The sequence below is a fragment of the Desulfovibrio oxyclinae DSM 11498 genome (assembly GCF_000375485.1).
Lineage (GTDB): Bacteria > Desulfobacterota > Desulfovibrionia > Desulfovibrionales > Desulfovibrionaceae > Pseudodesulfovibrio > Pseudodesulfovibrio oxyclinae.
This window is the reverse complement of sequence record NZ_AQXE01000011.1, coordinates 47,841-62,044: the sequence shown is the minus strand read 5'-3', so window position 1 is coordinate 62,044 and position 14,204 is coordinate 47,841. Positions and strand designations below refer to the sequence as shown.

The 14,204-nt window shown below is 59.2% G+C and carries 14 protein-coding genes; 9 read left to right on the top strand and 5 right to left on the bottom strand.

What is annotated here, in order from left to right; genetic code table 11:
* Window positions 1-9 precede the first annotated feature (9 nt).
* From B149_RS0112555 to B149_RS0112530, 6 genes are all read left to right on the top strand, one after another.
* Window positions 10-468: a hypothetical protein gene (locus B149_RS0112555; RefSeq protein ID WP_018125517.1), complete on the top strand. Its 459-nt coding sequence runs from the start codon at window positions 10-12 to the stop codon at window positions 466-468.
* Window positions 465-1,124 carry a cobalamin B12-binding domain-containing protein gene (locus B149_RS17200; RefSeq protein WP_018125516.1) on the top strand — a complete coding sequence of 220 codons (660 nt, stop codon included), beginning with the start codon at window positions 465-467 and terminating at the stop codon, window positions 1,122-1,124. The genes B149_RS0112555 and B149_RS17200 overlap by 4 nt, the downstream gene beginning before the upstream one ends.
* Window positions 1,121-2,572 carry a sensor histidine kinase gene (locus B149_RS18030; RefSeq protein ID WP_018125515.1) on the top strand — a complete coding sequence of 484 codons (1,452 nt, stop codon included), beginning with the start codon at window positions 1,121-1,123 and terminating at the stop codon, window positions 2,570-2,572. The genes B149_RS17200 and B149_RS18030 overlap by 4 nt, the downstream gene beginning before the upstream one ends.
* Before the next feature lie 132 nt (window positions 2,573-2,704).
* Window positions 2,705-3,106 carry a cytochrome c3 family protein gene (locus B149_RS0112540; RefSeq protein WP_018125514.1) on the top strand — a complete coding sequence of 134 codons (402 nt, stop codon included), beginning with the start codon at window positions 2,705-2,707 and terminating at the stop codon, window positions 3,104-3,106.
* Between the two features lie 14 nt (window positions 3,107-3,120).
* A complete protein-coding gene (locus tag B149_RS0112535; RefSeq protein WP_018125513.1) occupies window positions 3,121-4,086 on the top strand; it encodes a hydrogenase small subunit in 966 nt (321 codons plus the stop codon).
* Window positions 4,087-4,116: 30 nt separating this feature from the next.
* Complete coding sequence (locus B149_RS0112530) at window positions 4,117-5,784, top strand: nickel-dependent hydrogenase large subunit (RefSeq protein WP_018125512.1); 1,668 nt, start codon at window positions 4,117-4,119, stop codon at window positions 5,782-5,784.
* 76 nt (window positions 5,785-5,860) lie between these two features.
* Here the strand turns inward: B149_RS0112530 and B149_RS0112525 are convergent, their stop codons facing one another.
* The 3 genes from B149_RS0112525 to B149_RS0112515 form a co-directional block, all read right to left on the bottom strand.
* Entirely contained in the window at window positions 5,861-6,748 is an 888-nt protein-coding gene (locus B149_RS0112525) for a DMT family transporter (RefSeq protein ID WP_018125511.1), read from the bottom strand.
* Window positions 6,748-6,960 carry a hypothetical protein gene (locus tag B149_RS0112520; RefSeq protein WP_018125510.1) on the bottom strand — a complete coding sequence of 71 codons (213 nt, stop codon included), beginning with the start codon at window positions 6,958-6,960 and terminating at the stop codon, window positions 6,748-6,750. The genes B149_RS0112525 and B149_RS0112520 overlap by 1 nt, the downstream gene beginning before the upstream one ends.
* Window positions 6,961-7,049: 89 nt before the next feature.
* Window positions 7,050-8,798, bottom strand: a complete 1,749-nt coding sequence (locus B149_RS0112515) for a pentapeptide repeat-containing protein (protein WP_018125509.1) — start codon at window positions 8,796-8,798, stop codon at window positions 7,050-7,052.
* A gap of 256 nt (window positions 8,799-9,054) precedes the next feature.
* On the opposite strand from B149_RS0112515, the gene B149_RS18355 reads away from it, so the two are divergent.
* The 3 genes from B149_RS18355 to feoB are packed head-to-tail and all read left to right on the top strand — an operon-like array spanning window position 9,055 to window position 11,702.
* Complete coding sequence (locus B149_RS18355) at window positions 9,055-9,213, top strand: FeoB-associated Cys-rich membrane protein (protein WP_018125508.1); 159 nt, start codon at window positions 9,055-9,057, stop codon at window positions 9,211-9,213.
* Window positions 9,214-9,271: 58 nt separating this feature from the next.
* Entirely contained in the window at window positions 9,272-9,514 is a 243-nt protein-coding gene (locus B149_RS0112505) for a FeoA family protein (RefSeq protein WP_018125507.1), read from the top strand.
* 1 nt (window position 9,515) lies between these two features.
* Window positions 9,516-11,702, top strand: a complete 2,187-nt coding sequence (feoB, locus tag B149_RS0112500) for a ferrous iron transport protein B (RefSeq protein ID WP_018125506.1) — start codon at window positions 9,516-9,518, stop codon at window positions 11,700-11,702.
* Between the two features lie 74 nt (window positions 11,703-11,776).
* Here the strand turns inward: feoB and B149_RS0112495 are convergent, their stop codons facing one another.
* Window positions 11,777-12,916 carry an NAD(P)H-dependent flavin oxidoreductase gene (locus B149_RS0112495; RefSeq protein WP_026167600.1) on the bottom strand — a complete coding sequence of 380 codons (1,140 nt, stop codon included), beginning with the start codon at window positions 12,914-12,916 and terminating at the stop codon, window positions 11,777-11,779.
* Window positions 12,917-13,013: 97 nt separating this feature from the next.
* Entirely contained in the window at window positions 13,014-14,204 is a 1,191-nt protein-coding gene (lhgO, locus tag B149_RS0112490; RefSeq protein ID WP_018125504.1) for an L-2-hydroxyglutarate oxidase, read from the bottom strand.

The window sequence follows — 14,204 nt, the reverse complement described above, 5'->3', positions numbered from 1 at the left end:
ATATCTGCCATGGATACTCTGGAATTTTTGAAGGATAGCCTTGCTCTAGACCGACCTGCCGCTCCCGAAGCCGTCTCATCGCAGGATATCCACCTCAGTATGGCCCCTGCACTGAATGAGCGGATGGAGAAGGAGCCTGATCTTGATTTGATCGTTCCCTTTGAAAAACGGGGAATGATGCGAGAGAATCATATCAATCATTTCCGTTACATGCATTCTGTGGCCCGAGTATTCAGCCATGGGGATTTCGTAGAGACCGTGGCATGGGCCATGCGCACGTATCGGGGGCACGGCTTTGCCCTTGAATACTGGCGACGTATGCTGCCGCACTGCATCGAGCTTTGCCAAAGTCGTCTTCCTTTGCAGGAATCGAGATTTCTGGTCGGGCTTTACGAATGGATTCTCGGTAACATTCAGGAGCTGGACCCGCTCACCGCGCCAGAACAAATGCAGGCAGGCGAACAATGAGCGGTTTCAGCCATGATCGCACAATGAAACTTGCGGATGACTATCAGCAGGCTCTTCTCGACGGTCAGCGGGACAAGGCAAGCGCCCTGATTATCGATGCGCTTGATGACGGGCTCGCTATCCCTTCGTTGTATCTCGACGTTTTCCAGCTCACCCAGCATCGCATCGGTCGTCTCTGGCAGCAAAACAAGGTGAGCGTGGCCGTGGAGCATTACAGTACGGCCGTCACGCAGTTGATCATGTCCAATCTGTTTCCACGCATTGTGGGCGACGGTTCTGCCGGAAAAACGGTGGTGGGATGCTGCGTCAGCTCCGAACTGCACGAGATGGGCATGCGCATGGTCTGCGACTTTTTCGAGATGAACAACTGGACCACGCACTTTCTCGGATCGGGTATGCCCGACGCTGATCTGGTCGGTTTCGTTCGCGATAAACAGGCCGATCTGGTCTGCATTTCATGCACCACATCCTACAATGTGCAGGCGGTCAAATCGCTTGTTGCAGCTCTCAGGGACGATGCCGGGATCATGCCGGCGATAATGGTCGGCGGGGCGCCTTTTGCCGCGAATCCTGATCTGGTGGCTCTGGTAGGAGCGAACGCCACGGCGGCGGATGCCCGTGAAGCAGTCCGCAAAGGCTGGGAGTTGGTGTCATGACAGAGAAAGCTGAAGGCTCGCATCCGTCTGGCACCGCGGTGGTCTGCGACCAAGCCTCTCGTGTTTTGCGCGTGGTGTCCGACGGGCTCGGCATATTTCAATCCGGTGAACGTGAGGATCTTGTATCCATCGTGGATGACGGCTCGCTGCATAAGCTTACCGATTTTCTGGAGAGGGTGCAGAAGCAGAAATCCTCCATGGGATGGGAACTCAACACAATCACCTCCGAAGGCGTCAAAGCCCTTTACTATTTCGGCGTGCGTCACGATGACGGCTTGCTGGTGGTGATCTCCCCCATGCCGGAGAATCTGGTTCATCTTTATGATCAGATGGTCTCCATCGTGAATGAGCAGAGCGTTCGGCTTCGGGAATGCCAGCAGCAGCTTTCCCGAGAGCGCGATGCTCCGGATGACCCTGCACAGCTCGACAGTATGATGCAGCTCAACAACGAACTCGTGAACGCCCAGCGGGAACTCAGTATCCGCAACCGGCTGCTGAAGCGACAGAAGGAGAGGGCCGCCAAACTTTTCGAGATGAACCCCGATGCCTTGCTGGTCATTGATGCGACCGGGACCGTCATCACGGGCAACAGTGCCGCCATGACGCTGTTTGAGACGGATGCCGAGGGCCTGTCCGGGATGCGGATGAAGTTTTCGCTGGAGCAGGATGAAGGGGTCGAAACCTGCGTGCGGACCGCCGAGGGCACCAGAGTGATGGAAATCCGTTCCACGGAAACCGAATGGGACGCGAAGCCCGCCACACTTGTTTCCCTGAGGGATGTGACCCAGCGCAAGGAGCTGGATGAACTCAAGGAGGACGTGGCCCGCATCTCGCAGCACGACCTCAAAAGTCCCCTTGGCGGGATGGTGTCAATGTCCCAATTGCTTCAGATGCATGAAGACTCTGAGGTGCGGGAGCAGGGCGCTCTCATGGAGGCGGCAGGGCATCGCGTTCTGGGTATGATCAACGATTCCCTGGACCTGCACCGAATGGAACGCGGCGAATATATACCGGATATCTGTGACGTGAAGCTCGAACCCGTCGTGCAGCAGGTCGTGGGGGAAAATGGCGCATTGCAGCAGTACAAACAGTTGGATGTGCATGTGGATGCGCGTTGCGAGTCGATCCCCGGCGAAGAATCGCTTTATCGTACCATGCTCACGAACCTGCTGAAAAATGCGTTCGAAGCCGCGCCTGCGGGCTCTACGGTTTCGGTGAAGTGGCAGCGGTGCGATGACGGTTTTCGCCTCGAGGTTCATAACCTCGGGGTTGTTCCGAAAGCAGTCAGGCACAGTTTCTTTGACAAGTACGCCACCGCTGAAAAAAAGGGTGGCAGCGGCCTCGGTACATACTCCGCCAGACTCATCGCCAAGGCGCTTGGCGGTGCTCTGGACATGCACACTTCGCAAAACGAGGGAACCACCCTCACCTTCTCGCTGCAAGCCTAACCGATCCAGTCCCTGCTTTTTCCTGCCTGCCCGAAATGAAATACATGGCTTCGTGTATCTTATAATCAGAATAATACACGATTCGTGTATGCTTGACCTCGATTGCTCAACTACTCACCAAACGGAGGAAGCATGTTCCGAAAGGTCCTGTTTTCCGTGGCGGCTTCGCTGGCGATGGCCGTCATAGTGACCACGGCGGTCGCCTATAAGGTTCCCGACGAAATCGTTCTGGAACGTCCCAAGGGCAACGAGCCGCTGGCCACATGGGTCAAGGAGGTCAAGTTTGCGCACGGATTCCACGCCATCAGGGTGCCGTGCCAGAAGTGTCATCACAAGGAGTCGGACAAGACGCTGGGAGAATTCGTGGCCTGCCGACAGTGCCACAGTGCGGACAATCCCAAGGACAAGACCGGCTTTTACAGGGCGTGGCATTCCGAGGGAGCGCCGAGCTGTCTCGGCTGTCATACGCAGAGGCGAGCCGCGGGCGGCGATAACCCCGTCGGCTGCACCACAGCCTGCCACAAGCCCGGTTAGCCAAGGAGGATCGCATGCCGAACTCGAACAGGTTCGATACACTCAAGATGATGGCAGGCACCGAGAAGCCCAGCCGTCGCGACTTCATGAAATTCTGCGGGACCATGGCCGCCTTTATCGGAATGGGACCGGCATTCGCGCCCAAGGTGGCCCATGCGTTGGCCGGAAAAAAACGTCCCTCCGTCATCTACATGCACGGCGCCGAATGCACCGGCTGCACCGAAGCGCTTCTCAGGGCCTACCAGCCGTATTTCGACGAAATCATCATGAATACCATCTCGCTGGACTACTGCGAGACCGTCATGGCCTCAGCCGGACAGGCGGCCCACGCCGCACTTGAGAAGGCCATGAAGAATCCCGAAGGGTACGTCTGCGTCATCGAAGGCGGCATCCCCACGTATCACGGCGGGGAGTACGGCAAGGTGGGCGGCGAGACCATGTTCCAGCTCTTTGCGCGGGTGGCGGCCAAGGCCAATGCGACCATCGCCATGGGTTCATGCGCCTGCTTCGGCGGCATTCAGGCGGCCGCCCCAAACCCCTCCGGCGCCAAGGGTACCAACGACGCGCTCAAGGCGGTCGGGGTCAACGCCATCAATATCGCGGGTTGTCCGCCGAATCCCATGAACTTCGTGGGAACCGTGGTCCATCTGCTGACCAAGGGTATGCCCGAGCTTGATGCGTGGAACCGGCCCAAGATGTTCTACGGCGACACTGTGCACGACCATTGCCCGAGGCAGGAGCACTTTAATCGCGGCGAGTTCGCTCCGGATTTCGAGAGCGACGAGGCGAAGAAAGGCTGGTGCCTGTATCAGCTGGGCTGCAAGGGGCCGTACACTTACAACAACTGTCCTACCTCCCTGTTCAACGAGGTCAACTGGCCGGTTCAGGCGGGCGCGCCCTGCATCGGATGCAGCGAGCCGAACTTCTGGGACGACTATTCGCCGTTCTTCCATCCCATCGAAGACGGACCGGAAACCTAACCCGCGCCATCAGGAAGGAGGAATTACCGCATGAGTCAAAGCAATGCCATGAACGGCACCGGCAACCGCCTGATCGTGGACCCGGTGACCCGCATAGAAGGCCATCTCAAGGTCGAGGTGGAACTTGAAAACGATCACGTGAAAAACGCGTGGGTCAGCACGCAGCTCTACCGGGGCATCGAGCAGATCCTCAAGGGCAGGCCGCCCGAGGACGCGCCCCTGTTCACCCAGCGCGCCTGCGGCGTGTGCACCAACACCCACGCTCTGACGAGCATCCGCGCCATCGAGAACGCGCTCGACATCGAAGTGCCGCCGCTGGCGGGGCTGATGCGCAACCTGATCCTGTCCGCTCTGGTGGTGCATGACCATCTGGTGCATTACTATCACCTGCACGGTCTGGACTGGATAGACATGGCCGCCGCCACAAAAGCCGATCCCGGCAAGGCTGCGGCGATAGTGGACAAGACCAGCAACCGCGGGGGCGACCCGGCGGACCTGTACATCGTGCGCAAACGGCTCAATGATTTCGTGGGCACCGGACAGCTCGGCTTTCTGGAAAACGCCTATTTCCTCGGCGGCAACGAGGCCTACCGCTTCTCGCCCGAGGAAAACCTCATCATGTCCGCACACTATCTGGAAGGATTGCGCGTTCAGCTCAAGCTCGCACGGGCCATGGCCCTGTTCGCGGGCAAGAATCCGCACGCGCAGTCCATGGTCGTGGGCGGCATGACCTGCTACGACAGCCTCAAGCCCGAGGTGGTCACGCATTTCCGCAGCCTGTGGGAGGAAACCAAGGAATTTGTGGAAAACGCCATGATGCCGGACATCGTTATGATGGCCAAGCGCTTCCCCGAATCGTGGAAGTACGGCAGGACCGAGAACTTCTTCGACTTCAGCGATTTCTACGATCCCAGCACCGGCAAGGACCCGTACTTCCGCTCCGGCGTGCTCTGGGGCAACGATCTCGACAGCGCCGAAAAGCTCGACATCGACAAGATCGACGAGCACGTGGCCCGCAGCTGGTACAAGGGCGACGACGTGCTCAAGCCGTACGACGGCGTCACTGATCCGAAGTACACCAACTACGAGGACAAGGAAAAATACTCGTGGTCCAAGGCCCCGCGCTACAAGACCGAGGCCATGGAGACTGGACCGCTCGCCCGCCGGGCCATTGCCTACGCGCGCGGCGAGTCCGAGACAAAGAAGATGCTTGACGAGGTGTTCGCTAAGACCGGCATGAAGTCGGAGCACCTGTTCTCCACCATGGGCCGCACCGTGTCCCGCGTGGTGGAGACAGCCATGCTCACCCGCCGAATGAAAGGGTGGATCGACGAAGTGGACGAGCGGGTGAAATCCGGCGACGACAAGATCTATCGCAAATGGACCATGCCGGACGAGGCCAAGGGCGTCGGCATGTGCTGCGTCACCCGTGGCGGCCTCTCGCACTGGATCCGCATCAAGGACAAGAAGATCGAGAACTTCCAGATGGTGGTGCCGTCCACGTGGAACCTCGGTCCGCGCTGCAAGGAAGGCAAGCTGAGTCCCGCGGAACAGTCGCTCATCGGCTGCCCGTGTCCGGATCCGGATCGTCCGGTGGAGATTCTCAGGACCATCCACTCCTTTGACCCATGCATCGCCTGCTCGGTGCATCTGGTGGACAACCGCAAGGGCACCCGCCAGAAGTTCCGCGTGCTGTAGCGGTCTCGTATAATGAAAGAATAAAGCCGGGCGTCCCATGGGGCGTCCGGCTTTTTGATGTGTGATTCGCTTTGGATCAGGCTTCGCGTCGTGTCCAGCGCCGCAGGAATTCCTTGGGAACCGTGATGAGGACGACGCCCGCAAGGGATACCAGACCGCCCGCAAGCGCCAGCGGGGCGGGGAATTCACCCAGCCAGATCAGGCCGATGACGATGGTCAGCAGCGGCAGGGAGTACTGTGTCACCACGATTTTGGACACGTTGCCCTTGGACAGCGCGTAGGACCAGAACGCATAGGCCACCGCGCCCGGGCATACGCCGAGGTAGGCTACGGCGAGGATGCTTTCCATGGATGCCCCGGCCACGGCCTCTGGCAGTCCGGGCAGGAAGCGGCCCATGAAGATTGTCCCGGCGATGAGCGTGTAGGTGACGTACTCGAATGGCGTGTAGCGTTCGAGATAGGGCTTCTGGAGAACGATGTAGAGGCTCTCGGACACGGCGGCCAGCAGGATGAGCAGGGCGCCGAAGTCGAAGCTCATGCCGCCGCCCTCGCCAAAGGCTATGAGCGCGATGCCTGCCATGCTGATGCCAATGCCCACGAGGGTTCGTTTGACGATGCGCTCGCCCAGCAGCACCACGGCGAACAGGGTGGAGAATACCGGGATGGAGCTGATGATGAAGCTCGCGGACCCGGCGCTGACCGTGGTTTCCCCGTAGTTCAGGGCCACGTGGTAGACGGTGTAGCCGAGGAAGCCGTGCAGCAGGATGATGGGCAGGTCGCGCAGTCTCGGCAGTCGGATTTTGGCGATGAAGGCGTAGACCAGCATGGCGGCCGAGGCGAAGAGGAAGCGCAGCAGGGCGAGGTGGCCGGGATCGAAGTCAGGCAGGGCCGCTCGAATGCCGACAAAGGCCGAGGCCCAGAAGGTGAGGGTGGCGCACAGTGCGAGGACGACGCGGAGTTGCATTACGCGTCCTTGTCGTTCTTGCGCTTCTCGTCCCTGCGCTGCTTGAAGTTGATGGCCGCCAGACATCCGGCCAGCCCGCCGAGCGCCACGCCGCGGGCCATGGGCAGGAGGTCGAACCATCCCGCGATGACGCCGAGGGAGCCTCCTGCGAGGATGCCCTTGGCGAGAACGTCGATCCATTCAAGGAACCGCTTGGTGCTTTCGTCAGCCATGACCGTTGCCCCTTTCAAGCTGTTTTCGATGCATTTTTCCGTTTCGGGAGATTTGACACAAAAGGGTCGTGGTTTCAAGAAAAACGCACCTATCGCCGGAACCTGTTGCGCAGCGCGAAACCGAACAGCGCCGCCTGGAGGGTGATGGCGACCTGAGAGCAGAGCATGAGCGCCCTCGGCAGCCAGTCGAATTCGGCCGCCTTTGGCAATTTCACCAGCGGAATAAAATGCAACCAGCTCGCGCCGAGGTCCAGATTCTCCAATGAATTTGGTATGTGGGGAAGAAACCACAAAGAGGCTGCCCCAAGCCAAAACGGGAGAAAAAAGCCCTTCGGAAAGGCCATCAAACCGATAATGGCAAGCCACAGCGGCAAATGAACAGGCAGGGGGTGCATGAGCGCGCCGGGGAGCAGGACTAGCAACATAAGTGCCCCAAAGGCGCGCAGAGGCGACTCGCCGTAACCGCTGATGAAGCGGTACAGGGATAGAACAAGCCAGAGTCCGAGCCCTCTCGCCCGGTCGCGAAGACAGAAGCCGTGGTTGTTTTCCCGGGTGCGTTCGCAGTTGGTCAGCATGTCCCAGCCTCGGTGGCGTTGCATCTCCTTTTCCGCATAATGGAAATCCGAGGCCAGCGTCTCGTCATACTCCCGGCGGGCGACTTTTTTCAGGCGGCGGTAGAGGTCTTCAAGGTGCCCCGGCGGCGGAGTTTCTTCTAGGGTGCTAACTGTGTTCACGTTGTCCAGCGGAAAATAGCCAATTCCGTTCACCTTGCGCGCATCATAGGTTATGCGCCTGCCGCGTCGCGTGGGCAGCTTGCAGGCCATGAGCCGAAAGTCTTCTACAGGTGCACCAAGCAGCTCGGCCATGCGAAGGTCAGCCCGGTCAAAGACGGGCTCCTCGTAAAACCGGGACAAAGGGAAGGACACTTCCTTGAATGTGGTCTGGGAAAAAGAGGCGTTTTTTTGAAACGTGGCTTTTTCAAACAAGGTTTTATCTTCAAAGGCCGTTTTGTCAGCGATCATGAAAGAAGAAAAGGTGGATAAAAGAAATTGAGCTTCGCTCTCGAACTTGGCGTACCTGAAGTTGGCTTCCCCCCCGAACGTGGCGTTCGTGAAGTAGGCTTCCCCCCTGAACTTGGCGTACCAGAAGTTGGCTTTCTCCCCGAACGTGGCGTTCCCGAAGTAGGTTTTCCCCCCGAACTCGGCGTTCCTGAAGGAGGTTTCCCCCCCGAACGTGGCGTTCCTGAAGTAGGCTTTCCTCCCGAACTCGGGGTACCAGAAGTTGGCTTCCCCCTCAAACGTGGCGTTCATGAAGTAGGCTTTCCCCCCGAACTTGGTGTTCCAGAAGTAGGCTTCCCCCCCGAACTTGGCGTTCCTGAAGTAGGCTTTCCCCCCGAACTTGGCGTTCCAGAAGTAGGCTTTCCCCCCGAACTTGGCGCACCTGAAGTTGGCCTCCCCCCCGAACTTGGCGTACCATAAGTCGGCTTTCCCCCCGAACGTGGCGTTCCTGAAGTTGGCTTTCCCCCCGAACGTGGCGTTCATGAAGTCGGCTTCCCCCCCGAACTTGGCATCCCTGAAGTCGCTTGTAGAAAAGACCATTCCGCCAAAATCCACGTCTTCACCAAAGGCCGTACCGCTTAAATCACATGAAATCTGATCATTTTCCCCCCGGCCGACGTTGGCTTCCAGCACACAGTTCACCCGCTCCCAGGCGGCATCCATAAGCGCTTCATGATCCTTCAAATCGCCCGGTGCATGGAAAAGACAGTATTCCTTGCGGTCCTCAAGCAGACACAGGATCGGCTCCTGCGGGTCATCCCATTTATATTCTTCACACATGCAGCAGCCCACGGAGCGCTCCTTGGTTCGGTTTCGGCGTGGACTATATAGAATCATCCTGTACCGCACAAGTTGACGGATTTTCAGGCAGGGGGATTTCCCCAGATCACAAGATACTTTCAGCAGGATGCCCGTACTCCACCCCTCGCAACAAGAATCCGAACTTTCTCCGCCAAAGTCATTGACAATGATTTTCAACGTCACTACAAGCTAGTTGACGGACGCGGCGGATGCGTCCAAAACCACTGGGGGAAATATGACAGATATTATCATCGTCGGCGTGATCGTTGCGGCAGCGGCGTTCTTCGTCATCAGGCGCTTCGTCAAGAGCGCTACCTCTTCCGGATCCTGCGGATGCTCCGGCTGCGGCTCAAGCTGCACGCCCCAGCAGAAGCAGGACTGCGGCGGGGATTAATTTTTTTTTGTCAAACCGTTGAAAACGATTTTCATTTGAATCGAGAGGAGTGATCCAGATGGGCAAGGCATTTTGTCTGCGAGAGGCAGGCGTCAACCAGAAGCTCAAGATCGTGACCGTTTCCGCACAAGGCGAGCTCGGGCGAAGAATCCGTGACATGGGCCTCATTCCCGGCACCGAGGTAAAGGTCATAGGAAAGGCGCCGCTCAAGGACCCCGTGGCACTGAGACTCAAGGACTTCACCCTCACTCTTCGAAACAGCGAAGCGGACCACATCACCGTCGAGCCGCTGGAGGACTAGCATGCAGAAGATAACTGCAGCCATCGCAGGCAACCCGAACTGCGGAAAAACGACCCTGTTCAACGCCATCACCGGAGCCCGGCATCACGTGGGCAACTGGCCGGGCGTCACCGTGGAAAAGAAAACCGGCATCGTGAAACATCAGGGGACCGATGTCGAACTCGTGGACCTGCCGGGAACCTACTCGCTTACCGCATACACGCAGGAAGAGCTCGTGGCCCGCAACTTTCTGGCCGAAGAGCGGCCGGAAGTGGTGGTGGACGTGCTCAACGCTGGGGCGCTGGAGCGCAACCTGTACCTCGCCGTTCAGATAAAGGAAATGGGCGTGCCGTTGGTGCTGGCCCTGAACATGATGGACGAGGTCAGAAGAAGCGGCAAGGAGATCGACACCGAGCGGCTCTCCGAACTGACCGGCTGCCCTGTGGTGGAAACCGTGGGCCGCACCGGTGAAGGCAAAGGCGACCTGCTTGCCGCAGCCGCGCGTCACGCCAACGAGAATCAGGGCGACTGGGAGTCGCTTCGCATCTCCTACGGCCCGGACCTTGATCCCGTGCTGGAGGAAATGGAATCCATGATCGCCGAGGCCGGTCTGCTCACCGATCTGGTTCCCGCGCGTTGGACCGGCATCAAATACCTTGAACACGACGAGGACGTGGTGCTCAAGGGTCGTATGGCCGACTCCGAACTTTCCCAGCGTCTGGAAAAGATGGCCGCCAAGGTCGCCGAACACACCAAGAAGACCCTCAATGCCGAGCCCGACGCCATCATCGCGGACTACCGCTACGGATTCATCGCCGGCATCGTCAAACACGTCGTACGCTACCCGGTTCTGGACGAGGACCGCATCAGCATGTCCGACAACATCGACCGTTTCCTGACTCACAAGTTCCTCGGCCCGATCATCATGCTGGGCGTCATCTACATGATCTACAAGGTGACCTTCACCGTGGGCGAAATACCCATGGGCTGGCTCGAAACATTCTTCGGATGGCTGGGTGATACGGTTTCCGGCATCATGCCCGAGGGGCTGCTGAAATCGCTGATCGTGTCCGGCATCATCGACGGCGTCGGCGGCGTGCTCGGCTTCGTCCCGCTGATCATGTTCATGTTCCTCATGATCTCCGCGCTGGAGGACTCCGGCTACGTGGCGCGCATGGCCTACATGCTCGACCGCGTGTTCCGCACCTTTGGCCTGCACGGCACCTCCGTGCTGCCGTTCATCGTCTCCGGCGGCATAGCAGGCGGTTGCGCGGTGCCGGGCGTCATGTCCGCCCGTGCGCTCAGAAGCCCGCGCGAGAAGCTGGCGACTCTGTTCGTGGCCCCGTACATGACCTGCGGCGCGAAAGTGCCCGTCTTCCTGATGCTTGCGGCCGCATTCTTCCCCAAAGAGGGCGCGGGCGTCATGCTGACTATCACCCTCACCGCGTGGGCCATGGCCCTGATCGTGGCGCGCATCCTGCGCTGGACGGTCATCAAGGGCGAGTCCACCCCGTTCGTCATGGAGCTGCCGCCGTACCGCATCCCCACACTGCGCGGCGTGCTGATCCACACCTGGGAGCGCACCTGGGAATACGCCCGCAAGGCCGGTACCGTCATCCTCGGCATCTCCATCCTGCTCTGGGCGCTTATGACCTTCCCCCAGATGCCGCAGGATCGCGTGGAAGCCTATGAAGCACAGCGCGCCGAAATCGCGCAGAAGATTGAAACCGTCGAGGCCTCCGGTGCGCAGAATCAGGTCGCCGAACTGGAAAGCCGTATCGAAACGCTCGAAAACGAGCAGGCCGAAGAAGCCCTTCGCGGCACCTTCGCCGGACAGATCGGCACCGCGCTCGAAGGCGTGACCAAGTGGGCTGGTTTCAACTGGCGCGTGAACATCGCTCTGGTGGGCGGATTCGCGGCTAAGGAAGTCATCGTGTCCACCATGGGCACCGCCTACTCCCTCGGCGAAGTGGACCCCGAAGAAGCGCGCCCGCTGGCCGAGCGTCTGTCCACGGACCCCGGCTTCAGCAAGGCCGCGGGGCTGGCCATGATCATCTTCGTGCTCCTCTACGCACCGTGCTTCGTTACCGTGGTGACCATGGCCCGGGAGTCGAGCTGGAGCTGGGCGATGTTCAGCGTGATCGGCTCCACAACACTGGCCTACGGGCTGGCGGTGATTGTCTATCAGGTAGCCAGAAACTTCGTCTGATAGAGCGGATGACACAGCAAACAAAAAAGGCAGGGCCGAACGGCCCTGCCTTTTTTTGTGTCGTTTGGAAGCGGCTATTTCTTTTTAGCCAGATCCCTTCCGAACTCTTCGACGCTGCTCCAGCGTCTGTCGAACTCTTCGGAAAGGGAAGTCATCAGCTCCTGGACGGTGACGATCTTGTCCACGAGGTAGGCGTTGGCGCCCGCAAAGGCGAAGCCGTGTTTCAGCTTGCCCTTGTATGCGTTCACCAGAGCCTGCGCGATGCAGTAGGGCGAGTTTTCCTCGGCGCAGGAGTGCAGGCACTTGTGCACGCACTTCTTGGGCTTTCTCAGGCCGTCGGAAACCGAGTTGAGGAAGTTGTTCATGATGGCGCGTCCGGGCAGGCCGACCGGGCTTTTGATGATGCCCACGTCCTCCTGCTTCGCGTTGACGTACGCCTGCTTGAACTCGATGTCCGCGTCGCATTCCTCGGTGGCCACGAAGCGGGTTCCCATCTGCACGCCGGAAGCGCCCAGAGCCAGATATTTTCCGATGTCTTCGCCGCTGTACACGCCGCCCGCCGCGATGACGGGGATGGCGCGACCGTGCTGGTCCTCGAAAGGCTTCACGGTCTCGACAACGTCGGAGACGATCTTTTCGAGCTGGTAGTCCGGATTGTCGATTTCCTCGGGCTTGAAGCCGAGGTGGCCGCCCGCCTTGGGGCCTTCCACCACGAAGCCGTCGGGAAGGTAGCCGTACTTGGACAGCCACTTCTTGGAGATAATCTTGGCGGCGCGTCCGGAGGACACGATGGGCACCAGCTTGGTGCGCACTTCCTGCTTCAGATTATCCGATGCCTCGCGGGCGTATTTCGGCAGGTCGAGCGGGAGCCCGGCGCCGGAAAAGACGATATCCACGTTCTCCTTGATGGAGGTGGAGACCATGTCCGCGAAGTTGGTCAGCGCGCACATGATGTTCACGCCGAGCAGTCCGTCGTTCATTTTTTCACGGGCCGTGCGGATTTCCTCGGTGAGTGCGCGAATATCCGCGGCGTGCGGATCCTTGGCTCGCTGCGGGTCACGCATGCCGATCATTGATGTTGCGATGACGCCCACACCGCCCTGATTGGCTACTGCGGACGCAAGACCTGAAAGGGAGATGCCGACACCCATGCCACCCTGAATGATGGGCATTTTGGCGGCGAGATCTCCAAACTTCAAAGTAGGGAGTTTCATTATGTCAACCTCGCTGTAAGAGAGTTGCGCGAAGCATACACCCGCCAAGCGGCAAGTCAAGGAGAGAGGAAAGGAAAAAACGGTTCAAACATTTGTTTTACTTGTCGATGTATTCCACTGTTACCATTCGGGAAAAGCTCATTGCACTGGTGAAGGCCGGAGAAATCGAATTGAGCACATGCACGGAATTGCCCACTTTTTCCACCATGAAATCCATAACGAGTTCATGCGTTCGCAGGTTCACGAGCTGGGGACGGATGCCCGCCTTGGGGCTGTCTTTCACGTCCTCAGGCCTAAGCTCCTTTACCAAGTCGCAGGCATCGCTGAAGAAGCAGGATGACAAATACTTACGGGGTTCTTCCAGTGCAACGCTGCGAAATTTGCGGTTGTTGAGGAACATGAGCGCGTCGCGCCACAGAATGGCCGGGGCTTCGGCGTCGATGCCGCGCAGCAGGCCGTAGTTCTCGCGGCCGAATGCGGGAATGGCGGTGGGGCCGAGGTAGACTTCGCCATGGACGTTGCGGGTGAAATGCACTCCCAGAAACGGATTATTGATGTTCGGCACGGGGTAGATACTGCCCCGTATCTGGTCGGCGGCAGGGCGACGAAGGGTCTTGTAGATGCCCTTGAACGGTATCAGCCGGTAGTCCATGCCCGCGCCGAAGGAGTGGGCCACCTTGTCTGAGTAGGCCCCGGCGGCGTTGATGAACAGGCCGTACGCCAGATCATCAGTGTCGGTGGTGATGAAATTGCGTCCGGCTTTCACGAAACGGCTTCCCCACTGGAACCGGACTTTGCCGGAACGTTCAAGGTCGCGCACGAGGCTCTTGAGGATGCTTTTCGGGTCCACCACGGCGGTGAGGGGGGAGTGCAGGGCTTTCCCCGCGGTGCGGGCGTTAGGCTCCAATTCTTCGAGTTGTCGTTCGTCGATGATCTCCACGTTGCCGCCGTTGGCCGTGGCGCGCCGTTCCAGTTCGAACAGCGTGTGGACTTCCGAGCTGTTGCGGGCCACGATGACCTTGCCGGACTCGAAAAGCGGCAGGGAGTTCTCGCGACAATATTCGCGCATCAGTCGGTTGCCTTCAAGGCACATGCGCGCCTTGAGCGTACCGGGATCATAGTAGATGCCCGCGTGCAACACTCCGGAGTTTCGCCCGGAGGCGTGCATTCCGGGATGGGATTCCTTGTCCATGACCAGAATGTCCCGGTATCCGCGAGCGACCAGTTCCCGCGCTATGCACAGGCCGATGATTCCGGCACCGCAGATGATGACGTCGTGTTTTTTCAT

Excerpts from the sequence above, each read along its gene's own strand:
- B149_RS0112555 (WP_018125517.1), top strand. The coding sequence starts at position 10 with ATGGATACTCTGGAATTTTTGAAGGATAGCCTTGCTCTAGACCGACCT.
- B149_RS17200 (WP_018125516.1), top strand. The coding sequence starts at position 465 with ATGAGCGGTTTCAGCCATGATCGCACAATGAAACTTGCGGATGACTAT.
- B149_RS18030 (WP_018125515.1), top strand. The coding sequence starts at position 1,121 with ATGACAGAGAAAGCTGAAGGCTCGCATCCGTCTGGCACCGCGGTGGTC.
- B149_RS0112540 (WP_018125514.1), top strand. The coding sequence starts at position 2,705 with ATGTTCCGAAAGGTCCTGTTTTCCGTGGCGGCTTCGCTGGCGATGGCC.
- B149_RS0112535 (WP_018125513.1), top strand. The coding sequence starts at position 3,121 with ATGCCGAACTCGAACAGGTTCGATACACTCAAGATGATGGCAGGCACC.
- B149_RS0112530 (WP_018125512.1), top strand. The coding sequence starts at position 4,117 with ATGAGTCAAAGCAATGCCATGAACGGCACCGGCAACCGCCTGATCGTG.
- B149_RS0112525 (WP_018125511.1), bottom strand. The coding sequence starts at position 6,748 with ATGCAACTCCGCGTCGTCCTCGCACTGTGCGCCACCCTCACCTTCTGG.
- B149_RS0112520 (WP_018125510.1), bottom strand. The coding sequence starts at position 6,960 with ATGGCTGACGAAAGCACCAAGCGGTTCCTTGAATGGATCGACGTTCTC.
- B149_RS0112515 (WP_018125509.1), bottom strand. The coding sequence starts at position 8,798 with ATGTGTGAAGAATATAAATGGGATGACCCGCAGGAGCCGATCCTGTGT.
- B149_RS18355 (WP_018125508.1), top strand. The coding sequence starts at position 9,055 with ATGACAGATATTATCATCGTCGGCGTGATCGTTGCGGCAGCGGCGTTC.
- B149_RS0112505 (WP_018125507.1), top strand. The coding sequence starts at position 9,272 with ATGGGCAAGGCATTTTGTCTGCGAGAGGCAGGCGTCAACCAGAAGCTC.
- feoB (WP_018125506.1), top strand. The coding sequence starts at position 9,516 with ATGCAGAAGATAACTGCAGCCATCGCAGGCAACCCGAACTGCGGAAAA.
- B149_RS0112495 (WP_026167600.1), bottom strand. The coding sequence starts at position 12,916 with ATGAAACTCCCTACTTTGAAGTTTGGAGATCTCGCCGCCAAAATGCCC.
- lhgO (WP_018125504.1), bottom strand. The coding sequence starts at position 14,204 with ATGAAAAAACACGACGTCATCATCTGCGGTGCCGGAATCATCGGCCTG.